We start from the raw sequence: 17,360 nt of genomic DNA on the forward strand, positions 1-17,360 counted from the left end.
CGGCGTAAGCCGCATAAGCAGGGTTTGGGGAAGGCACTCCCCAACAAGATTCCCGCAGGGGCAAAATGAGCGATAAGCGAATTTTGGTACTGCGGTAGAATCTTGCTCTGAAAAACTCCGGCGTTCCCCGGCTTCCGTACTTTCCGCTAACAAGACGTTTCAAAAGGGCTTTGCTACCCGCTATTCCGGCATATCTTGAAAATTTTCCTTTCACTACCTACAACACCACGCAAAGCAAAATGGACGGAGATTTTTAGAATTTCCCCTTATTCCCTACAACACCACGCAAGCCGAAAAAGGCGGACAATGGCAGTATTTTTTTCTTTGATACCCTCCACGGATAAGTAAGGGATTTTGCCAACTGCGGCGGCAATTTTCCCTTTTGTTTTTTCATACTGGGGATTTTCAAAAATGCCAAACAGGAACGAAAAAAAGCAGCAAATCTGTTGAATAGATTTACTGCTTTCTGGTTGCCGGCGAAGCGGCGGTTATTCAGTTGTAGGCGGTAGGGCTATCTCCCAAAGCGGAACTTGAAAATAGCTGTGAGAAGCGTCTGGGTGATGTAGTCCTCTGTATCTTGGTCTACCCGTCCATTCACACGGGCGGCACATTGTATGCGGCGGCGGTAATACTGCAATACAGTTCCCACCGCTTCCGGCTCCCCGCTGGTGGCTTGGACGATTGTTTCATAGGGGAGAAGCCTATTATTTCTCATATGCCATTCCCTCCATTTCCGCTTGGAGCTGCCGTAGGACTTTTCGGATATGGTAGCCCGCTGTGCTGCGGCTGCGCCCGTACTGTCTGCCAATTTCGTGCTGTGGAATACGCTTGAAAAAGGACAGGTAAATCATTTCCCGCTCCCGTTCGTCCAGCCGTGACAGGGCTTCCGCAAGTAAGCCGCTGCTGAAAATGACCGTATCGCCGCAAAGGGTAAGTATGTATTCCTCGTCCGGCTCCGGGGCTTGGAAATATTCATCTGTCGTGCCTAAAGGGTAGTGCTTTTCGTCTGTGAGGTATTCAAGGGATATTTCTCTTTTGTGCTTCCTGCTCCGTGTCCTCGCTGCGTTGATCGTTGCATTTCGGATAACGACTTTGCAAAAGGCATGGAAAGTGTACTCGATATGTTCCCGATATTCTTCTGTACAGGTCATGGAAAATCCCCCTTTCCTCCCAAAAGGGCTGTGGCTGGTTAGTAGTTGCTTTTTATGATAGTAAGGGGCGGCAGCACTTTAGGCTGTCGCTCCTTGACTGCCTAACTGCAAAACCGGGCGGGGCTGTCAACGGCGGGCGAAGCCCGTTCATCTTGACCGTTGACTGGCTCGGCCAGGTTTGCTATTTATCCGGCAAACTTGAATTTATTTTAAGCTATCACGTTTTACCTTTTTAAGCCTTACTATCATTACCATAGGAATTTCTTTGTTGTTTTTGAAACATTCTTCATAAAATCCATCAATGACAAATCCAGCTCTAAAACAAAGGTTAAAAATATCTTGTATGGAACGATGATAATAAATCTGCTCCTCCGGTTGCCCTTCAATCGCTATACCATAGTAACTGTGCGGTGTCATATATTTTTCAGTCAACGTGATAAAACAAGGGTGTTGCGTTGCAAAGACAAAAATTCCGCTTTCCTGCAACAGTTCATAAACAGCCATAAGAAGTGGTTCAATATCCGTAATATCCATAATTGCCATATTAGAAACTGCTTTCGTAAAGGCTCGATTTCTTTTTAATTCTAATATACTTTTTCTATCGGTCGCATCCGCCACACAAAATTCAATTTGTTTTGCATATTGTGATTGCCGTCTTTTAGCCAATTCTATCATTTTTTTGCTGTAATCAAAAGCGACAACCGAAGCGCCTCTTTGTGCAAGATACGAAGAATAATTTCCATTGCCACACGCAATATCCAAAATGTAATCCGCAGGATTAGGAGATAGAAGTTCCGTTACTTTGGGACGCACTACCTCTCTGTGAAATTCATTAGATTCGTCACCCATTGCATTATCCCAAAATTGTGCGTTCTCCTCCCAGATTTTTTTACTTTCCTCTGTTCCCATGTTCTCTCCCACTCCCAAAATTTGCTTTTTTGCTTCCATTAAATCTTCCTTACTATATTCCATTGTTACCCTCCATAACTTCTGATTGTTGCCGTCTTGACGATTATGTATCTTTACATTACCTTCTGAAACATATGGCGCACCTTGTCCAGGCGGCTGTTTGGACGGCGGGGCTGGATGACCGGCTGACCGACAGCGGCCTGATATCCTTTCAGCTCTGTAAGGCATACGCTCCGCCCGTTGGTGTAAAAGGCCAGATCAGTACGGTATGCCTGTATACAGCGGGCGGGAATCTCGCCAGTAAAGACAACTTCATCCTTTTTTACCTGGGCCGTTTCGATGGTGGCACAGTATTTCGGTGCATCATGATAAGCCCTGGAAAGGTATTCCTGGGGCGCATAGAGGATGAAGGAGAGATAAGGTTCCAGCAGCTGCGTCCCCGATTCCTTCAATGCCTGTTCCAATACAATCGGGGCCAATGAGCGGAAGTCCGCCGGCGTGCTGACCGGACTGTAATAAAGCCCGTATTCAAAGCAAATCTTACAGTCCGTTACGTTCCAGCCGAACAAGCCCTGCTCCAGCCCGTAACGGATACCATCCCTGACAGCGTTTTGAAAACTCTGGTTCAAGTATCCCAGCGAAACCCGGCTCTCGTATTGTACACCGGAGCCAAGCGAGAGTGGTGTAACAGACAGTCCTATGGATGCCCAAAACGGGTTGGGCGGCACCTCGATATGGATGGTGTGGCTGGCTGCTTTGAGCGGCCGCTCCATATAAATGACGGAGGGTTCCTTTACCACTGTTTCAAGCTTGTATTTTTCCGACAGCAAAGCGGAAACAACCTCCAACTGCACCCGGCCCAAAAAAGAAAGAATGATCTCATGGGTGATGGAATCCACTTCGCAACGCAAAAGCGGGTCAGTATCCGCAAGTTGCGTAAGAGCGTCCAGCAGCCGTTCTCTTTGCGCTGCCGTTTTCGGCGCAATCGTCGTCCGCAGCATGGGGAGGGGGTCCTCGCGCCACCTTTTACGAGGGAGCCGGGTTTGGTCCCCTAATACATCGTTTAACCTCACGCTGTCGCTGGGAAGGATAACAATTTCACCCTGATAAGCGGTGTCTGTCCGAACAATTTCCCCTTTGGATGGAATACGCATCTCTGTGATTTTCAGCTTTTCTCTCCCGGCCAGGGCCACCGTATCCCGCAGGCGCAGCGTTCCGCTGTATAACCGTAGATAGACACGCCGCTGGCCGCAATCGGTGTACTCAACCTTGAAAACGCTGCCGCATAGGGCGGCGCCCCCCTGTTCCCCAATCGGTTGGAACAGCCCTGTCACCGCATCCATCAACGGTTGAATGCCAAGGCCATTTTTGGCGCTGCCATGATAGACTGGGAACAGGGAGGCGTCTTGAACCCGCTGCTGTTCCTCCCGCGCAAGTTTTTCCCGGCTGATTGGTTCTCCTGCGATATACTTTTCCAATAATTCATCGTTATTTTCGATGACCGCATCCCATGCTTCTATGTCGGTATTTTCCTCCAGGACTATTTCCGGGGACAGCGACACCGTCTGCTTGATGATAATATCGGCGGAGAGCTTATCCCGAACAGACTGAACCACGCTCTGCAAATCAACGCCAGCCTGGTCGATCTTGTTGATAAAGATAACGGTGGGAATGTTCATTTTCCGCAGGGCATGGAACAGAATACGGGTCTGGGCCTGCACGCCATCTTTAGCGGAGATCACCAAGATGGCCCCATCTAAAACAGCCAAAGAGCGGTACACCTCCGCCAAAAAATCCATGTGGCCGGGCGTATCCACAATGTTAACTTTACATCTGTGCCACTGGAAGGAAGTGACTGCCGCTTGAATGGTAATCCCACGCTGCCGCTCCAAAAACATGGTGTCCGTCCTCGTTGTCCCTTTTTCGACGCTCCCCGGTTCTGAAATGGCTCCGCTGGCATATAGCAGGCTCTCCGTCAAGGTCGTCTTTCCAACGTCTACATGGGCAAGAATTCCAATATTGATTATTTTCATGTGATTGTCCTCCCTTTACAGCCCCAAAGGGCATAAAAATCCCCAGCAGTAAAATACTTTTACCACTGGGGATTCTAATTTGCGGACATACACATATACAGCATACACCTATTTGTGATTGCTGTTTTTTGAATATGTCAAAATTGATAAGGCAAAAGTATTCTTAAATTGGGTACAAAAAACCAAGCCCCCACAAAAGGAGCTATCATAATTCTTTGTTCCCACTATTTGATTATAGTTTTATTTAAGAATACCTTGCCGCATATTTTTTACTCCTTTTCTGGAATGAAGCTATTATATCACATCAGTTTTAGGAAAGCAAGTACCTAAAAGAAATTTTTCTTCCCCTTATATGTAACAATCATACCGGCTTCCTAGCGTTCAGAATGTTTTCTGCTGTCTGCTGTGGTGTTTGGTTGGAATTGTCCAACCAAAAGCCGATCCGTGGTGTTGTCTGCATAAATGTATCGTATAAGGTTTCAACCGTAAAGCCGGAATAGCCTGTTTTCTCCCTGTATCGTTCCCTTTCTTTTATTGTTTCCACATCTGGACAAAGAACGACAACCTCAACAGGGTATTTATGCAGATAATTTATCATTCGGTTTAATTCATCACCGTAGTAGTTATCTTGGATCACTACAGAAAAGCCGTTGTCAAAGTATGACCTTGCCGCATCAGCAGTCAATTTGTATCGAAGGTACAGCTGGCGGACTGCTTCCGCTGATGGGGTAGCTGACATATTTTCTCTGCCTGAAATAATCATTTTTCGGAACACATCACCACGAAGATGGACGCATTTTTCTATTGATTTTGCCAGTAAATCGGAAACTGTAGATTTTCCAGAAGCCATTAAGCCTGTAATGAGATAAATTTTTTGTTTCATTTCACTTCCTCCGGCACAAAAAATATGTACATGTAACTAATTCAACACATTTATAATTTGAATAGGGACATTATAGCATTTACTAAATACAAATTCAATGTATACGGAAAGAAAGATATAAGGAGTGGGAGGGATTCCGCCGTAGTCGGCATTGTAGGAAAATCCAAAAGTTTAGATTTTCCCACAATGCTTATCTTTTGGTCTTTGGTTCGGAATAGTGTAGTGCTGGCGGTCTATCTCTTGTTTTCGGTTGCTTGCTTCCTTACCGTACATGAGCATTTCTTCACAGCTTCTCCTGTGGCAGCTCCAGCAGCACGGAGGCGCAGAACATTCCGTCTCTCGGCTCCAGTCGGCACACGCCGTGGTACTTCTCAGCGATGCTGCGGACGGAGGCCGTCCCCAGCCCCAGTCCGGCGTGCTTGGTGGAGAGGAATCCACCGGTGGTGCGGCGCACTGTGCCGGTGAAAGTGTTGTCCACGGCGGCGCAGAGGGTGTGGGCATCGGCGGTAATGCGGACCACAATGCGGGGCGATGCCTCCTGCATACAGGCGGTGAGGGCGTTTTCAAGCAGATTGCCGAACAGCACCGCCAGATCCGGGTCAGCGACGCCGGTATACTCCGGCAGCTGGGCCTTCACGGAGAACTCCACCTGCTGGGCCGCCGCCTGCTGGGCAAAGTAGGACAGTACGGCATTGACGGCGGCATTGCCGCAGAATTGCAGCTGCCGGGCGTCGGGCAGCGTCTCCTGATACCGATCCAGATACGCCTGCATGGCGTCGTAGTCCTTCCGCCGGAGGCAATCCTGCAGCAGCGCGATGTGGTGGCGCACATCGTGCTTGGCCTGCCGGGCCTCGGCAATACGTTCCTGCAGGTTCTCGTATTGCAGGCTCTGCATGGCCAGCGCATAGTTCTTCTGCTGCAGGGCAACCAGCTTCTCCTGCTCCAGCACCAGTCGGGCCACCACATAGTACACCAGCGCCGCCCCGGTGTTGATGAAAAGCAGCACGATGGTGCTGCTGGGCCGCAGGGCGATCTCCAGCCCTGTCAGGTTGGTGTTGCCGTAAATGACGTAGTACCAGATAAGATAGAAGGTGGCGGGGATGAGCCACAGATAGCGCCATGCCAGCCCCGATGTCTCCTGCTCCACGGCGGGAGTATAGACCTTCCGGACATACAGCAGCAGCGGCAGGAACAGCACCGCCTCCACCGCCAGCATCATCAGGGCGAAGGACCATCGGTAGGACTGCACCGCCAGCGCCGGGAACATCTGTCCCTCCAGGCACTTGGCGGCGATCACCACCAGATTGGCCAGATTAGAGATCATCAGCAGGGTAAACAGCGTCTTGCCGGGATAGGCCCGCACCGCCAGAAAGTAGAACACGGCGTACAGCCCCGTGCTGACGGCGCTGAGAAGGCTGCCCCGCCCCGGCGTGAAGAAGGCAGCGCACAGGCCCAGTCCCATTTGCAGCAGCGTCAGCACTGCCACCAGCGCCGCCGCCACCGCCGGAGAAAACCGCAGTCTCCGCCGGAAGGGATAGAGGGCCATGGCCAGAAAGGGCAGGAAGTTCGTCAGCGAATAAACGCAGACCTCCAGCATCCGATACAGCGGCGGCATCAGTCGACACCGTCCTTTCGCAGCCGGTCAAAGCGGAAGGCGGAGTATGCCTCCTGCACCTCCCGTAACCTCCGGCGGCTGATGGGCAGACGGGTGCCGTCCTTCAGCAGGAACACGTCCTCCTGCCGGCCGGCCACCTCGTGGAAGTTCACCACCACGCCCCGGCAGATGCCGCAGAAGCACGGATAGGCGCACAGCAGCGGCTCCACAGCAGCAAAGGAGGTCCGCAGGGTACGGTCCCCATCCTTGCAGTGCAGCGTCACCCGGTGGCCGTCGGAGGCGGCGTAGCGAATGCTCCGCAGCACCACCTGACTGCCGTCCGGCAGCCGCAGCCGGCGGGAGCGCTCCAGCGCCTCCAGATCCAGCCGCTCCAGCATGGCCCGGACTCCCTCCGGCCGGAAGGGCTTTCGCAGATAGTAGCAGGCCCCCACCTCATAGCTCTCGCTGGCGAAGTCGTTGCTGGAGGTGGCGAAGGCCAGCCGCACCTGTCCGTCATCAGCCCGCAGCCGCCGGGCCACCTCCATGCCTGTGGCGCCGCCCATGTAGATATCCAGCACCACCAGCTCAAAGGCGCCGGGCCGCCAGTCCGCCAGCAGCGCTTCCCCACTGCCGTAGCGGGAGATCTCCGTCTCCCGACCCAGCTGCTCGGTGAGATACTGCTCCAGCTGCGCCAGAGCCCTGGGATCATCATCCACCAGTGCGATCTTCATAGGCAGTGCTCCTCTCTGCATGATACTGTCTCCATCATACTCCGTACCGGGCGAAAAAACAAGAAAAATGATATGCCCTGCCCAAAGCTGAAAATTTTTCTGAAACCCTCTCGCTTTTTGCATTGGGATGTGGTATGATACCGAACGTATGGTACATATCACGACAGGAGGCCATGTTACATGGACATTTTCGATATTTTAGGCCCGGTGATGGTGGGTCCCTCCAGCTCCCACACCGCCGGAGCGGCCCGCATCGGCAAGATGGCCCGTACACTGCTGGGCGGTGAGCCGATGGAGGCCAGGATCCACCTCCACGGCTCCTTTGCCGAGACCGGCTCCGGCCACGGCACCGATCGGGCGCTGGTGGCGGGTCTGCTGGGCATGAACCCCGACGATATGCGGATCCCCTTCGCCTTTCAGGAGGCGGAGAAGGCGGGTCTGCACTTCACCGTGGATAAGATCGACCTGCGGGACGCCCACCCCAACACGGCGGTCATCGAGGTCCGGGACGCCCACGGCAAACAGCTGGAGCTGCAAGCCGCCTCCATCGGCGGCGGCCGCATCGTGGTGAACAAGCTGGACGGCATTGACGTCAGCTTCACCGGAGACTACAACACGCTGGTGGTCCGCAACCACGATGAAAACGGTGCTCTGGCCGCCGTCACCACCATTCTCAGCCAGCTGCGGATCAACGTGGCCAATATGAGCCTGTGCCGCCACAAGCGGGGCGGTGACGCCCTGATGGTCATCGAAACGGATCAGCACATCAAGCCCCATCAGGTGAGCTTTCTGGCGGAGCTGCCGGGCATCCTGTCGGTGACCTACTATGATAAGGAGGACGAGGACCATGTCTCTTGATTCGATGGCGGATATCCTGCACTGCATGGAGCAGGAGGGCAAGGAGTTCTGGGAGGTGGTGCTGGCAGCGGACATGGAGGAGCGGCAGGTGAGCCGGGAATCCTCTCTGTCCAAGATGCTCACCACATGGCAGGCCATGGTAGACGCCTCCGACAGCTATACCGGCGACCGCCGCAGCGTCAGCGGGCTGGTGGGGGGCGACGGTCTGAAAATGCAGCAGTACGCCATCCGGGGCAAGGCCATGTCCGGCGGCTACGTCAGCGAGGTCATCGCAGAGGCCCTCAGCATGGCGGAGTCCAACGCCTGTATGCGCCGCATTGTAGCGGCCCCCACGGCAGGCGCTTGCGGCGTGCTGCCGGCAGTGCTGCTGCCCCTGTGCAAGTATGAGGAGCTGAACCAGCGCCAGATTCTGGAGGCACTGTATGTAGCCAGCGGTATCGGTGCCGTCATCGCCTATCGGGCCTGTATCGCCGGTGCTGCCGGCGGCTGTCAGGCGGAGATCGGCACCGCCAGTGCCATGGCGGCGGGGGCTTTGGTGGCCCTCCGGGGCGGCAGCGGCCAGCAGATCTGCCACGCTGTGGCCATGGCTCTGAAGAATCTGCTGGGTCTGATCTGCGACCCGGTGGCAGGTCTGGTGGAGGTTCCCTGCGTCAAGCGCAATGTCGTCGGTGCCGTCAACGCCGTCAGTGCGGCGGATATGGCGTTGGCGGGCATTGAGAGCCGCATCCCCGTGGACGAGGTCATCGACACCATGGGCGAGGTGGGCCGCCGCATCCCCGTGGAGTTCCGGGAAACAGCGCTGGGCGGTCTGGCGGACACCCCCACCGGCAAGGCCATCGAGGCAAAAATGCGGGGCTGATGTCTCGACATGATGAAAAAGACGACCGTGGTACGATGTACCACGGTCGCCTTTTTCATACTTTATGCAATTTTTCACCTTTTCAGCCGCTTATCGCTGCGGCGGGCCAGCCACGTACCCAGACTCTGGAACAGCTGCACCAGCAGGATCAGGATCACCACCGCCACCAGCATCACCAGATACTTGTAGCGATAGTAGCCGTAGTCGATGGCGATCTTACCCAGACCGCCGCCGCCGATGATACCGCTCATGGCGGAGTAGCCCAGAATGGTAGTCAGGGCAATGGTGACGTTCTGGATCAGGGACGGCACACTCTCCGGGATCATGACCTTGCAGATGATCTGCAGGGGTGTAGCACCCATGCTCTGGGCCGCCTCGATGATGTTGGGGTCCACCTCACGGAGACTGCTCTCCACCAGACGGGCCACAAAGGGGAAGGCCGCCACCACCAGCGGAACGATGGTGGCTGTGGTACCTACCGCCGTGCCGATGATGAGCCGGGACAGGGGGAACACCATGATCATCAGGATCAGGAAGGGCACCGAGCGCAGGAGGTTGATGATGACATTGAGCACCTGCAGCAGCCAGCGGGGCAGCGGCAGCACGCCGTTCTTCTCCCCCGCCACCAGCAGAACGCCCAGCGGCAGCCCCAGCACCAGCGACAACAGGGTGCTGAGCACCGTCACATAGAATGTCTCCCAAATGGCGTAGGGCAGGCTGGGCAGCACCGCCATCAGATCCTGCACGGAGCTTGCCGAAAACAGATCACTGTACATGGCCGTCTACCTCCTCTACCCGAATGTTGCTCATGGTATCGATATAATCCATGGCCCGCTGGAACTGGCCGCTGGGGATGCCCAGCAGCATACTGCCATAGACCTCCTCCGACAGCTTCTGGGTGGAGGCGGAGATCACCGTGCAGAGGATGCCCTCCTCGGAGGCCAGTCTCGCCACCAGCGGCGTGCCGGTGGTGACGCTGTCCCGGAAGGTCAGCCGCACCCGGCGCACCGCCTGCGGGTCGGACACCAGCGCATCGGCGCCGCCGGGGAACACCAGCCGCCGTCCTGCGGCGGACTTGGGAGCGGCGAACACTTCGGATACCAGCCCCTTCTCCGCCACCACGCCGCCATCCAGAATAGCCACATGATTACAGATGGTCTTGACCACGCTCATCTGGTGGGTGATGACCACCACAGTGATGCCCAACTTCTGATTGATGTCCCGGATCAGCTCCAAAATCTGGTGCGTGGTATTGGGGTCCAGAGCACTGGTGGCCTCGTCGCACAGCAGCACCTTGGGCTGGGTAGCCAGCGCACGGGCAATGGCGATGCGCTGCTGCTGGCCGCCGGACAGCTGCGCCGGGTAGGCCTGTGCCTTATCCGGCAGGCCCACCAGCTCCAGCAGCTCCTTGGCCCGGCGGACGGCGTCCGCCTTCTTCACCCCGGACAGTTCCATGGGGAAGCACACGTTTTGCAGGCAGGTGCGCTGCATCAGCAGGTTGAACCGCTGGAAGATCATGGTGATCTCCCGACGGGCCGCCCGCAGCTGCGCCGGAGTCATGGTGTCCAGCCGCTGGCCGTCCACCACCACCTCGCCCGCCGTGGGCTTTTCCAGCAGATTGATACACCGCACCAGCGTGCTCTTACCGGCACCGCTCATGCCGATGATGCCGTAGATGTCCCCGTCCTCAATGGTCAGGGAGACGTCCTTCAACGCATCTACCCCTCCAGAATCGGAGTCAAAGGTCTTACTGACGTGTTTTAATTCGATCACAGACGTCTCCCCTCCTCTCTCTTACTTACCGCTGATGGCGTCCAGCGTGGTCTGCTTGCCGCCGTACAGGCCCATGGGCTCCACGTGGATGCCGCCCACGGACACGATGTGGGTGTTGTTCTGAGCGTTGAAGTCCTCCAGATAGGGCAGGTGCTGGAAGTAGTTGGCGGTGACGGTGCCGTCATCCACCACGGTATTGGGTACCACATAGTCGTTGTAGACCTGAATGTCCAGCGTCACGCCCTTGGCTGCCAAGATCTGCTTGGCGACCTCCAGAATTTCGGCGTGGGGCGTGGGGGAGGCGGCGACGGAGATGGTGGTGCCGTTCAGCGCATCATAATTCACAGAGGCATCATAGCCATCAGTGGGATTGGTGACCACGGACACCACAGAGCCGTCATACTTCTGGTTGATGTAGTCCACCACCTGCTGGCTCTCCAGAGCAGCCTTCAGCGCCTTAACGGCATCGGTGTTCTCGGTACCCTCCTTCACGGCCAGAATGTTGGCATAGGCGGAGGCGGAGCCCTCGATGAGCAGGGAGTCCTTCACGGGGTTCAGGCCGGCGTTGATGGCGTAGTTGCTGTTGATGACGGCGTACTCGGCATCCGCCAGCAGGGAGGGCAGCTGAGCAGCCTCGGCCTCCACGATCTCCACATGGTAGGGATTATCCACAATGTCGTTCTTGGTGGCGGTGATGCCGGCGCCGTCCTTCAGGGTGATGATGCCGTTCTCCTGCAGCAGCAGCAGCGCACGGGCTTCGTTGGTGGTGTCGTTGGGGACCAGAATTTTCACGCCGCTGTCGGACTTTTTGCCGCAGGCGGCCAGACTCAGAACCAGTACCAGCGTCAGAGCCAGCGTGACGATCTTTGCAAATACGGAATGTTTCATGATGATTTCTCCTTAATCTTCTCTCTTGAATAGTTGATTATTGTATGGGGACAGTCCGGCGGCCCCTCTCGCCTGTGTGATTCATAACAGATACCGTGTCCAGAGGACACATTCGCTGGGTCAGCAGGATCAAAGGGATCAGCTCCTTTTCGGCAAAATAAAAACAGCGGGAGGTCATGCGACCTTCCGCTGTTCGTTAGCTTGGTTCACCCGGTGACGGGTCACAGAACAGATGCCGGAAAGCAGACGACCGAATTGGCGCAGCGACGCATGCACATGGAGCCCATGCACATCCCCAGCATCATCATGTTGGTACGCAGCTTCTTCATGGTGCCGTCCGTCCTTTCCTCAAGCACTCTTGGGATGGTGGCATTGTACCCCTCCCATCCCCTCTTGTCAAGTCTTTTCTGGGATTTCCCCGATTGTTCCAAAATTCCCGAAGCATTTCCTCCGGATTTCGTCTAAATCCCCATTATCTGCCCTTGGGCAGCACCGCACGGATCACCAGCGGCTCTTCGCCGGTGTTGCGGACGCTGTGGCTGTGGCCTTGGGGACAGTAGTGCCACATACCGGGAGTCAGGGTCACCTCCGTGCCGTCGTCATGGCACAGCCCCGTGCCGGAGACGATGCACATCACCTCGCAGTTGTCGGTGTGGGTGTGGGGGCCGATGCTGCCACCCACCGGCACCGTCAGCTGCAAAATGCGGCCCATGTCATCGTCATAGGCCCGGACGGACACCACACCGTCCCCGCCCTTGAAGCCGGACACCAGCTGCTCCGGCAGACGATCAAAGGAAACGATCATGCCCGCTCACCTCAGTTCAGGAAATCCTTCAGCTTCTTGCTGCGGGAGGGGTGACGGAGCTTCCGCAGAGCCTTGGCCTCGATCTGACGGATGCGCTCACGGGTGACGTTGAACTCCTTGCCCACCTCCTCCAGCGTGCGGGTGCGTCCGTCCTCAATGCCGAAGCGTAGCTTCAGCACCTTCTCCTCACGGGGCGTCAGGGTGCTGAGCACATCCACCAGCTGCTCCTTCAGTAGGGTGAAGCTGGCGGCCTCGCTGGGCTCGGACACCCCCTCGTCGGGGATGAAATCTCCCAGATGGGAATCCTCCTCCTCGCCGATGGGCGTCTCCAGCGACACCGGCTCCTGTGCGATCTTCAGAATTTCCCGCACCTTGTCCACGGGCATCCCCATCTCCTCGGAGATCTCCTCCGGCGAGGGGTCGTGGCCCAGCTCCTGCATCAGCTGCCGGGACACCCGGATGACCTTGTTGATGGTCTCTACCATGTGGACGGGGATGCGGATGGTGCGGGCCTGATCGGCAATGGCCCGGCTGATGGCCTGCCGGATCCACCACGTGGCGTAGGTGGAGAACTTATAGCCCTTGGTGTAGTCGAACTTCTCCACGGCCTTGATCAGGCCCAGATTGCCCTCCTGGATCAGATCCAGAAACAGCATCCCACGGCCCACATACCGCTTGGCGATAGACACCACCAGACGCAGGTTGGCCTCCGCCAGCTTCTGCTTAGCCTTCTCCCCCTGCTTCACGTCCTTTTTCAGGGCGGCCAGCTCCTCCTCCGGGATGATCTCGCCCTCCTTCTCCGCTGCCGCCATACGCTCCTTGGCGGCGTTGCCGGCGGACATGGCCGTAGCCAGACGAATCTCCTCGTCCGCCGTCAGCAGCGGCACCTTACCGATCTCCTTCAGATACATCCGCACGGGGTCGTCGATGTTGAAGCTGTCCACCAGCGTGTTGGGGTCCACCAGCTCCTCTTCCTCGATCTCGGCGATCTCCTCCAGAGGCGGCTCCCCGTCATCGGGCAGGTCCGTCAGGAACTCATCGCTGCCCACCTCGATGCCCAGATCCGCCAGCGAATCGTAGATGCGGTCCATCTGGTCGCCGTCCAGATCCATGGTATCCACCACGTCCGACAGCTCGCCGGGGTCCAGCTTCCCGGTCTTGCAGCCCTTGGCCAGCAGATCCTTCAATTTCTCGTTTGCGGTGATGAGGGTCGCCGCCGGAAGGGCGGCAATGGTCTTATCGTCCAGCTTCTTGCGGGATTTGGAGTCCTCTTCCTCCCGCTTGGCGGCATCCTCCGCCAAAAGCTGGTCGGCCATGGCCTCCAGATCCTGCTGCTCCAGCTGCTGATTCAACTTCTCACTCATGCTTGCTTTCCTCCGTAACCCTTTTTTTCTTTATACTTCTCCTGAGCCGCCAGAAGGGGATCGCCCTGTGCGTTCCGCTTCTGCGCCTCCTCCCGGATGATGCGTATATAATCCGCCAGCGCCCGCTGGGCCGAGGCCGTGGCCTCCGGCTTCTGCAATACGCCGGTGAGATGACTCATTTCCTCGCCGGACAGCTCTCCGCTGAGTCCGGCCACGCTGAGGGGCCGTCCCTCCTGCCGCAGCTGCCACAGGCGGTCAAACACCCGGCCCAGCAGCGGCGAGGAAAACTCCTCCTGCCGCAGGGGCGCCTCCTCCGGAAAGACGCTCTCGTCCTTCAGCAGCAGGCGCAGCACCCCTTCCTCCGCCATGGCGCTCCGCACGTTCGTGTAGCGGATACCTCGCTCCTGGGGCTGTACCGACACGGCGGGATTCAGCTCCCGGCGCCGGAGGGCCTTGCGCTCCTTGCCCAGCTTTCGCCGCAGGGTACGCTCCACCTCCAGACGCATGGCCTCAGGCGTCAGGCCCGCCGCCTGAGCGGCACGGGTGGTGTATACCTCCCGCTCCACGGCGTTCTCCAGCTTGGCCAGCTCCTCGCTGACCTCCTGCGCATAGGCGATGCGCTGGGTGTCATCCGTCAGGTCGTACTTCCCGGCGATCTGATCCAGTCGGAACTCCACGCCATTTTCGCTGCCGGTCAAAAGCCGCTCGAAGGCCGCCGGCCCTTGAAACTTGATGAAGTCGTCGGCATCCTGCTTGATGTACTCCCCGTCCACCAGCCGCCGGGGCAGCTGCAGGACCTTCACGGAAAACTCGGAGTTGTTCAGCAGCTCCAGCGCCCGGCGGGTGGCCTGCTGTCCGGCGTTGTCGTTGTCGTAGCACAGCACCAGCTCCTTGGTGTAGCGACTGAGGAGCCGCAGCTGCTCCTGAGTCAGCGCCGTACCCATGGAGGCCACGGCATTGTCAAAGCCCGCCTGATGCAGCGTCACCACGTCCAGATTGCCCTCACAGAGGATGATATTGGACCGCTTGGACTTCTTAGCCAGATTCATGCCGTACAGAATACGGCGCTTGCTGTATGTAAGTGTTTCCGGGGTGTTCATATACTTGGGCTCGGACTTGTCCAGCACACGGCTGCCGAAGCCCACCACGTCGCCCCGCACATCAATGACCGGCAGCATCAGCCGGTTGCGGAACTTGTCATACAGCCGTCCGTTCTTCCCGTTCACCGCCAGACCGGCGGAGATCAGCTCCTGCTTGGTGTAGCCCTTGTGGGTCATGGCCGTCAGCAGGGCATCCCAGCTGTCCGGGGCCGCCCCCATACCGAACCGCACGGCAATGCCCCGGCGGATGCGGCGCTTGTCCAGATACGCCTGCACCGCCGCCCCCTCCGGGGACTGGAGCACACTGTAATAGTACCGGGCGGCATCCCGGTTCAGCGCCAGCATCCGGCTGCGGAGCTTTTCCGTTCCGTCGCTGCTCTCCTCCGGTACCGGGAGGTTGGCCCGCTTGGCCAGAAAGCGGATGGCATCCGGATAGGTCAGTCCCTCCATCTCCATGACGAAGTTCACGACGCCGCCGCCCTTCTTGCAGCCGAAGCAGTGGTAAAACTGCTTGTCCGGCAGCACATGGAAGGAGGGAGTCTTTTCGTTGTGGAAGGGGCAGCAGCCCCAGTAGCTGCCGCCCTTGGGCGTCAGCGAGACGTAGCTGCCCACGATATCCACGATATCGCTGCGGGCCAGCAGCTCGTCCAGAAAATTCTGGGGAAACGGCATCCGGCTCCCTCCTCTCCGCTGAATTTTCCCCCGGCACGGTGCGCCGGAGGGTCGTGCGTTCTCCGGCCCAGACCGTCGGAAAAACGACTTCTAATTTCTTATACCCATTCGGGTGGTGATTTCCTCTTTTTCTGCGGAAATTTTTGAAAAAATCTCACTACGCAGCAGCACGGCGGAGGCGGACGCCGCAGCGTCCGCCTCCGTTTCTGTTCAAAATCACTTACTCGTACCACACATTCATATCCACGCTGGCGGCCCGTCCATCCCATGTGGTGATGCCCGGCACTCGACCGTTGTCGGTGTACTGCCACATATCGTGGCTGCGGGGATAGCCGGTGGAATCGGCATAGCTGGCCATCCAGATGTAGTTATCCCCCTCCAGCTGGCCTATGTGCATCCGATCCAGCAGATAGTAATAGCTGGCATAGATGCCTGCCTTGTACCCGGCACCTCGCACCGTATCGCAGAACGCTCTGGCCACGCTGGTGCGCTGCGTCACGGACAAGTTGTTGGCCCGTCCGCCGGAGCCGTCATCCGGATCCCAAACATCCTCCAGATCGATAAAGATGGGCATATCCACCTGATAGCCCTGCACGTACTGCACGCACATACTGGCCTCTTCAATGGCCTCCTTCTCATTGACGGCCTGACTGAAGAAGTAAACACCCACCTGCAAGCCTGCCGCACGGGCGCCCTCGATGTTCTTGCGGAAGGAGCTATCCAGTACCAGACGTCCGGTGCCGTAGCCCCGGAAGCCCAGCCGCAGGATCACATAGGACACACCGGAGGCCCTCACCTTCTGCCAGTCCACATTGGCCTGCCACTCGGACACATCGATGCCGATGCGGCCCATCAGCGCCCCGCCGGGGGTGAACCGATAGGCGGTGCCGTCGATGACCTGCGTGCCGGTGACACGCTCACCGGCGGCACTATAATAGTACTTCACGCCGTCCTCCGTCTGCCAGCCCCGCTTCACCGGTGTGGGCTCCGGTGTGGGCTCCGGGTCCGGATCGGGGGTGGGCTTCGGGTCTGGGGTGGGTTCCGGCTCCGGGGTGGGTTCCGGCTCCGGGTCCGGGGTGTCGATGGAGGGCGGCAGCTCCTCGCTGGAGCCGCTGCCGGCATCGTCCGGCTTCTTGTCGCCGTACTGTCCGTCCTCGGTGCGGGAGTCCACCTCGTCGGAGGAGACCACCTGATCCGACACGTCGATGACCTCTCGCTTCATGGGCTCCACCGTCACCACGGTGTCCTCCGGCATCAGAAAGCCCGCCAGCGTCCGCAGGTGGGCCGTATAGTCCCCCTCCGGCATGGCCTCCGTGGTGATGACGCCGTCCAGATCCCAGTCCTTACAGACCGTTTTCTGCCCGTCGCCGTCTATCAGCTCCACCACGAACAGCGCTCCCCGCACCGGCTCCTCCGTGTCCGCTGCCAGGACCCGCAGCACCAGCTGCTCCTCCTGAGTCTGGCTCTCCAGATGCACCGGCACCAGCGCCGTGTCCGTACCGAAGCTCACCGGCTTGGCCTGTCCCCGGCTCTCCGCCGCAGCCACATACTGCGGAGCCTCCGCCAGTTGCCACAGGCCCAGCGCCGTGGCGGCCACCAGCACCGCCATCATGCCGCACAATATCCGTACATACTTTCCCATGGGTGCTCCTCCCTATCTGACCACCGCATATCCGCCGGGACACCGACAAAATGCCGACCATGCCCCATTTTTCTCATGATAATATCATCATATCCCAT

The 17,360-nt window shown here is 57.6% G+C and carries 16 protein-coding genes; 2 read left to right on the plus strand and 14 right to left on the minus strand.

The features are described from left to right. Positions 1–511: 511 nt before the first annotated feature. The 7 genes from KJS28_RS06550 to KJS28_RS06580 all read right to left on the minus strand — a co-directional run bounded on the left by KJS28_RS06550 (position 512) and on the right by KJS28_RS06580 (position 7,301). A complete protein-coding gene (locus KJS28_RS06550; protein WP_003505336.1) occupies positions 512–715 on the minus strand; it encodes a helix-turn-helix domain-containing protein in 204 nt (67 codons plus the stop codon). Then, positions 705–1,151 (minus strand): RNA polymerase sigma factor, encoded by a 447-nt coding sequence (locus tag KJS28_RS06555; RefSeq protein ID WP_003505338.1) that lies wholly within the window; start codon positions 1,149–1,151, stop codon positions 705–707. The genes KJS28_RS06550 and KJS28_RS06555 overlap by 11 nt, the downstream gene beginning before the upstream one ends. A gap of 204 nt (positions 1,152–1,355) precedes the next feature. Then, positions 1,356–2,123, minus strand: a complete 768-nt coding sequence (locus KJS28_RS06560) for a class I SAM-dependent methyltransferase (RefSeq protein WP_213540308.1) — start codon at positions 2,121–2,123, stop codon at positions 1,356–1,358. Positions 2,124–2,173: 50 nt separating this feature from the next. Continuing rightward, positions 2,174–4,093, minus strand: coding sequence for a tetracycline resistance ribosomal protection protein Tet(W) (gene tet(W) / locus KJS28_RS06565; RefSeq protein ID WP_213540309.1), 1,920 nt, complete (start codon positions 4,091–4,093; stop codon positions 2,174–2,176). Between the two features lie 361 nt (positions 4,094–4,454). Beyond that, positions 4,455–4,976, minus strand: coding sequence for a P-loop nucleotide/nucleoside kinase family protein (locus KJS28_RS06570; protein ID WP_102732904.1), 522 nt, complete (start codon positions 4,974–4,976; stop codon positions 4,455–4,457). Positions 4,977–5,259: 283 nt separating this feature from the next. Further along, on the minus strand, positions 5,260–6,591 hold the full coding sequence (locus KJS28_RS06575; RefSeq protein WP_213540310.1) for a sensor histidine kinase: 1,332 nt from the start codon (positions 6,589–6,591) through the stop codon (positions 5,260–5,262). Beyond that, positions 6,591–7,301 (minus strand): LytR/AlgR family response regulator transcription factor, encoded by a 711-nt coding sequence (locus tag KJS28_RS06580; RefSeq protein ID WP_213540311.1) that lies wholly within the window; start codon positions 7,299–7,301, stop codon positions 6,591–6,593. Before KJS28_RS06580 ends, KJS28_RS06575 begins: the two co-directional genes overlap by 1 nt. 180 nt (positions 7,302–7,481) lie before the next feature. Here KJS28_RS06580 and sdaAB point away from each other — a divergent pair, with 180 nt between their 5' ends. Both sdaAB and sdaAA read left to right on the plus strand, forming a co-directional pair. Continuing rightward, a complete protein-coding gene (gene sdaAB, locus KJS28_RS06585; protein WP_213540312.1) occupies positions 7,482–8,159 on the plus strand; it encodes an L-serine ammonia-lyase, iron-sulfur-dependent subunit beta in 678 nt (225 codons plus the stop codon). Next, positions 8,149–9,018, plus strand: coding sequence for an L-serine ammonia-lyase, iron-sulfur-dependent, subunit alpha (gene sdaAA / locus KJS28_RS06590; protein WP_213540313.1), 870 nt, complete (start codon positions 8,149–8,151; stop codon positions 9,016–9,018). Before sdaAB ends, sdaAA begins: the two co-directional genes overlap by 11 nt. Positions 9,019–9,092: 74 nt before the next feature. Here the strand turns inward: sdaAA and KJS28_RS06595 are convergent, their stop codons facing one another. From KJS28_RS06595 to KJS28_RS06625, 7 genes are all read right to left on the minus strand, one after another. Then, a complete protein-coding gene (locus tag KJS28_RS06595; protein WP_213542231.1) occupies positions 9,093–9,752 on the minus strand; it encodes a methionine ABC transporter permease in 660 nt (219 codons plus the stop codon). 31 nt (positions 9,753–9,783) lie between these two features. Continuing rightward, positions 9,784–10,791, minus strand: coding sequence for a methionine ABC transporter ATP-binding protein (locus KJS28_RS06600; protein ID WP_213540314.1), 1,008 nt, complete (start codon positions 10,789–10,791; stop codon positions 9,784–9,786). A 21-nt stretch (positions 10,792–10,812) separates the two neighbouring features. Then, on the minus strand, positions 10,813–11,679 hold the full coding sequence (locus KJS28_RS06605; RefSeq protein WP_213540315.1) for a MetQ/NlpA family ABC transporter substrate-binding protein: 867 nt from the start codon (positions 11,677–11,679) through the stop codon (positions 10,813–10,815). A gap of 472 nt (positions 11,680–12,151) precedes the next feature. Next, complete coding sequence (locus KJS28_RS06610) at positions 12,152–12,484, minus strand: cupin domain-containing protein (RefSeq protein WP_021859212.1); 333 nt, start codon at positions 12,482–12,484, stop codon at positions 12,152–12,154. An 11-nt stretch (positions 12,485–12,495) separates the two neighbouring features. Then, positions 12,496–13,848 carry an RNA polymerase sigma factor RpoD gene (gene rpoD / locus KJS28_RS06615; protein WP_213540316.1) on the minus strand — a complete coding sequence of 451 codons (1,353 nt, stop codon included), beginning with the start codon at positions 13,846–13,848 and terminating at the stop codon, positions 12,496–12,498. Continuing rightward, complete coding sequence (dnaG, locus tag KJS28_RS06620) at positions 13,845–15,620, minus strand: DNA primase (RefSeq protein WP_213540317.1); 1,776 nt, start codon at positions 15,618–15,620, stop codon at positions 13,845–13,847. Before dnaG ends, rpoD begins: the two co-directional genes overlap by 4 nt. Before the next feature lie 220 nt (positions 15,621–15,840). Then, positions 15,841–17,262: a glycoside hydrolase family 25 protein gene (locus KJS28_RS06625; protein ID WP_213540318.1), complete on the minus strand. Its 1,422-nt coding sequence runs from the start codon at positions 17,260–17,262 to the stop codon at positions 15,841–15,843. Positions 17,263–17,360 lie beyond the last annotated feature (98 nt).

It is taken from the genome of Vescimonas coprocola, assembly GCF_018408575.1.
Taxonomy (GTDB): Bacteria; Bacillota; Clostridia; order Oscillospirales; family Oscillospiraceae; genus Vescimonas; species Vescimonas coprocola.

Bases quoted from the DNA above. Each gene is read 5' to 3' on its own strand.
- KJS28_RS06550 (WP_003505336.1), bottom strand. From the start codon at position 715: ATGAGAAATAATAGGCTTCTCCCCTATGAAACAATCGTCCAAGCCACC.
- KJS28_RS06555 (WP_003505338.1), bottom strand. From the start codon at position 1,151: ATGACCTGTACAGAAGAATATCGGGAACATATCGAGTACACTTTCCAT.
- KJS28_RS06570 (WP_102732904.1), bottom strand. From the start codon at position 4,976: ATGAAACAAAAAATTTATCTCATTACAGGCTTAATGGCTTCTGGAAAA.
- KJS28_RS06560 (WP_213540308.1), bottom strand. From the start codon at position 2,123: ATGGAATATAGTAAGGAAGATTTAATGGAAGCAAAAAAGCAAATTTTG.
- KJS28_RS06575 (WP_213540310.1), bottom strand. From the start codon at position 6,591: ATGCCGCCGCTGTATCGGATGCTGGAGGTCTGCGTTTATTCGCTGACG.
- KJS28_RS06610 (WP_021859212.1), bottom strand. From the start codon at position 12,484: ATGATCGTTTCCTTTGATCGTCTGCCGGAGCAGCTGGTGTCCGGCTTC.
- KJS28_RS06580 (WP_213540311.1), bottom strand. From the start codon at position 7,301: ATGAAGATCGCACTGGTGGATGATGATCCCAGGGCTCTGGCGCAGCTG.
- rpoD (WP_213540316.1), bottom strand. From the start codon at position 13,848: ATGAGTGAGAAGTTGAATCAGCAGCTGGAGCAGCAGGATCTGGAGGCC.
- KJS28_RS06625 (WP_213540318.1), bottom strand. From the start codon at position 17,262: ATGGGAAAGTATGTACGGATATTGTGCGGCATGATGGCGGTGCTGGTG.
- sdaAA (WP_213540313.1), top strand. From the start codon at position 8,149: ATGTCTCTTGATTCGATGGCGGATATCCTGCACTGCATGGAGCAGGAG.
- KJS28_RS06595 (WP_213542231.1), bottom strand. From the start codon at position 9,752: ATGGCGGTGCTGCCCAGCCTGCCCTACGCCATTTGGGAGACATTCTAT.
- dnaG (WP_213540317.1), bottom strand. From the start codon at position 15,620: ATGCCGTTTCCCCAGAATTTTCTGGACGAGCTGCTGGCCCGCAGCGAT.
- KJS28_RS06605 (WP_213540315.1), bottom strand. From the start codon at position 11,679: ATGAAACATTCCGTATTTGCAAAGATCGTCACGCTGGCTCTGACGCTG.
- sdaAB (WP_213540312.1), top strand. From the start codon at position 7,482: ATGGACATTTTCGATATTTTAGGCCCGGTGATGGTGGGTCCCTCCAGC.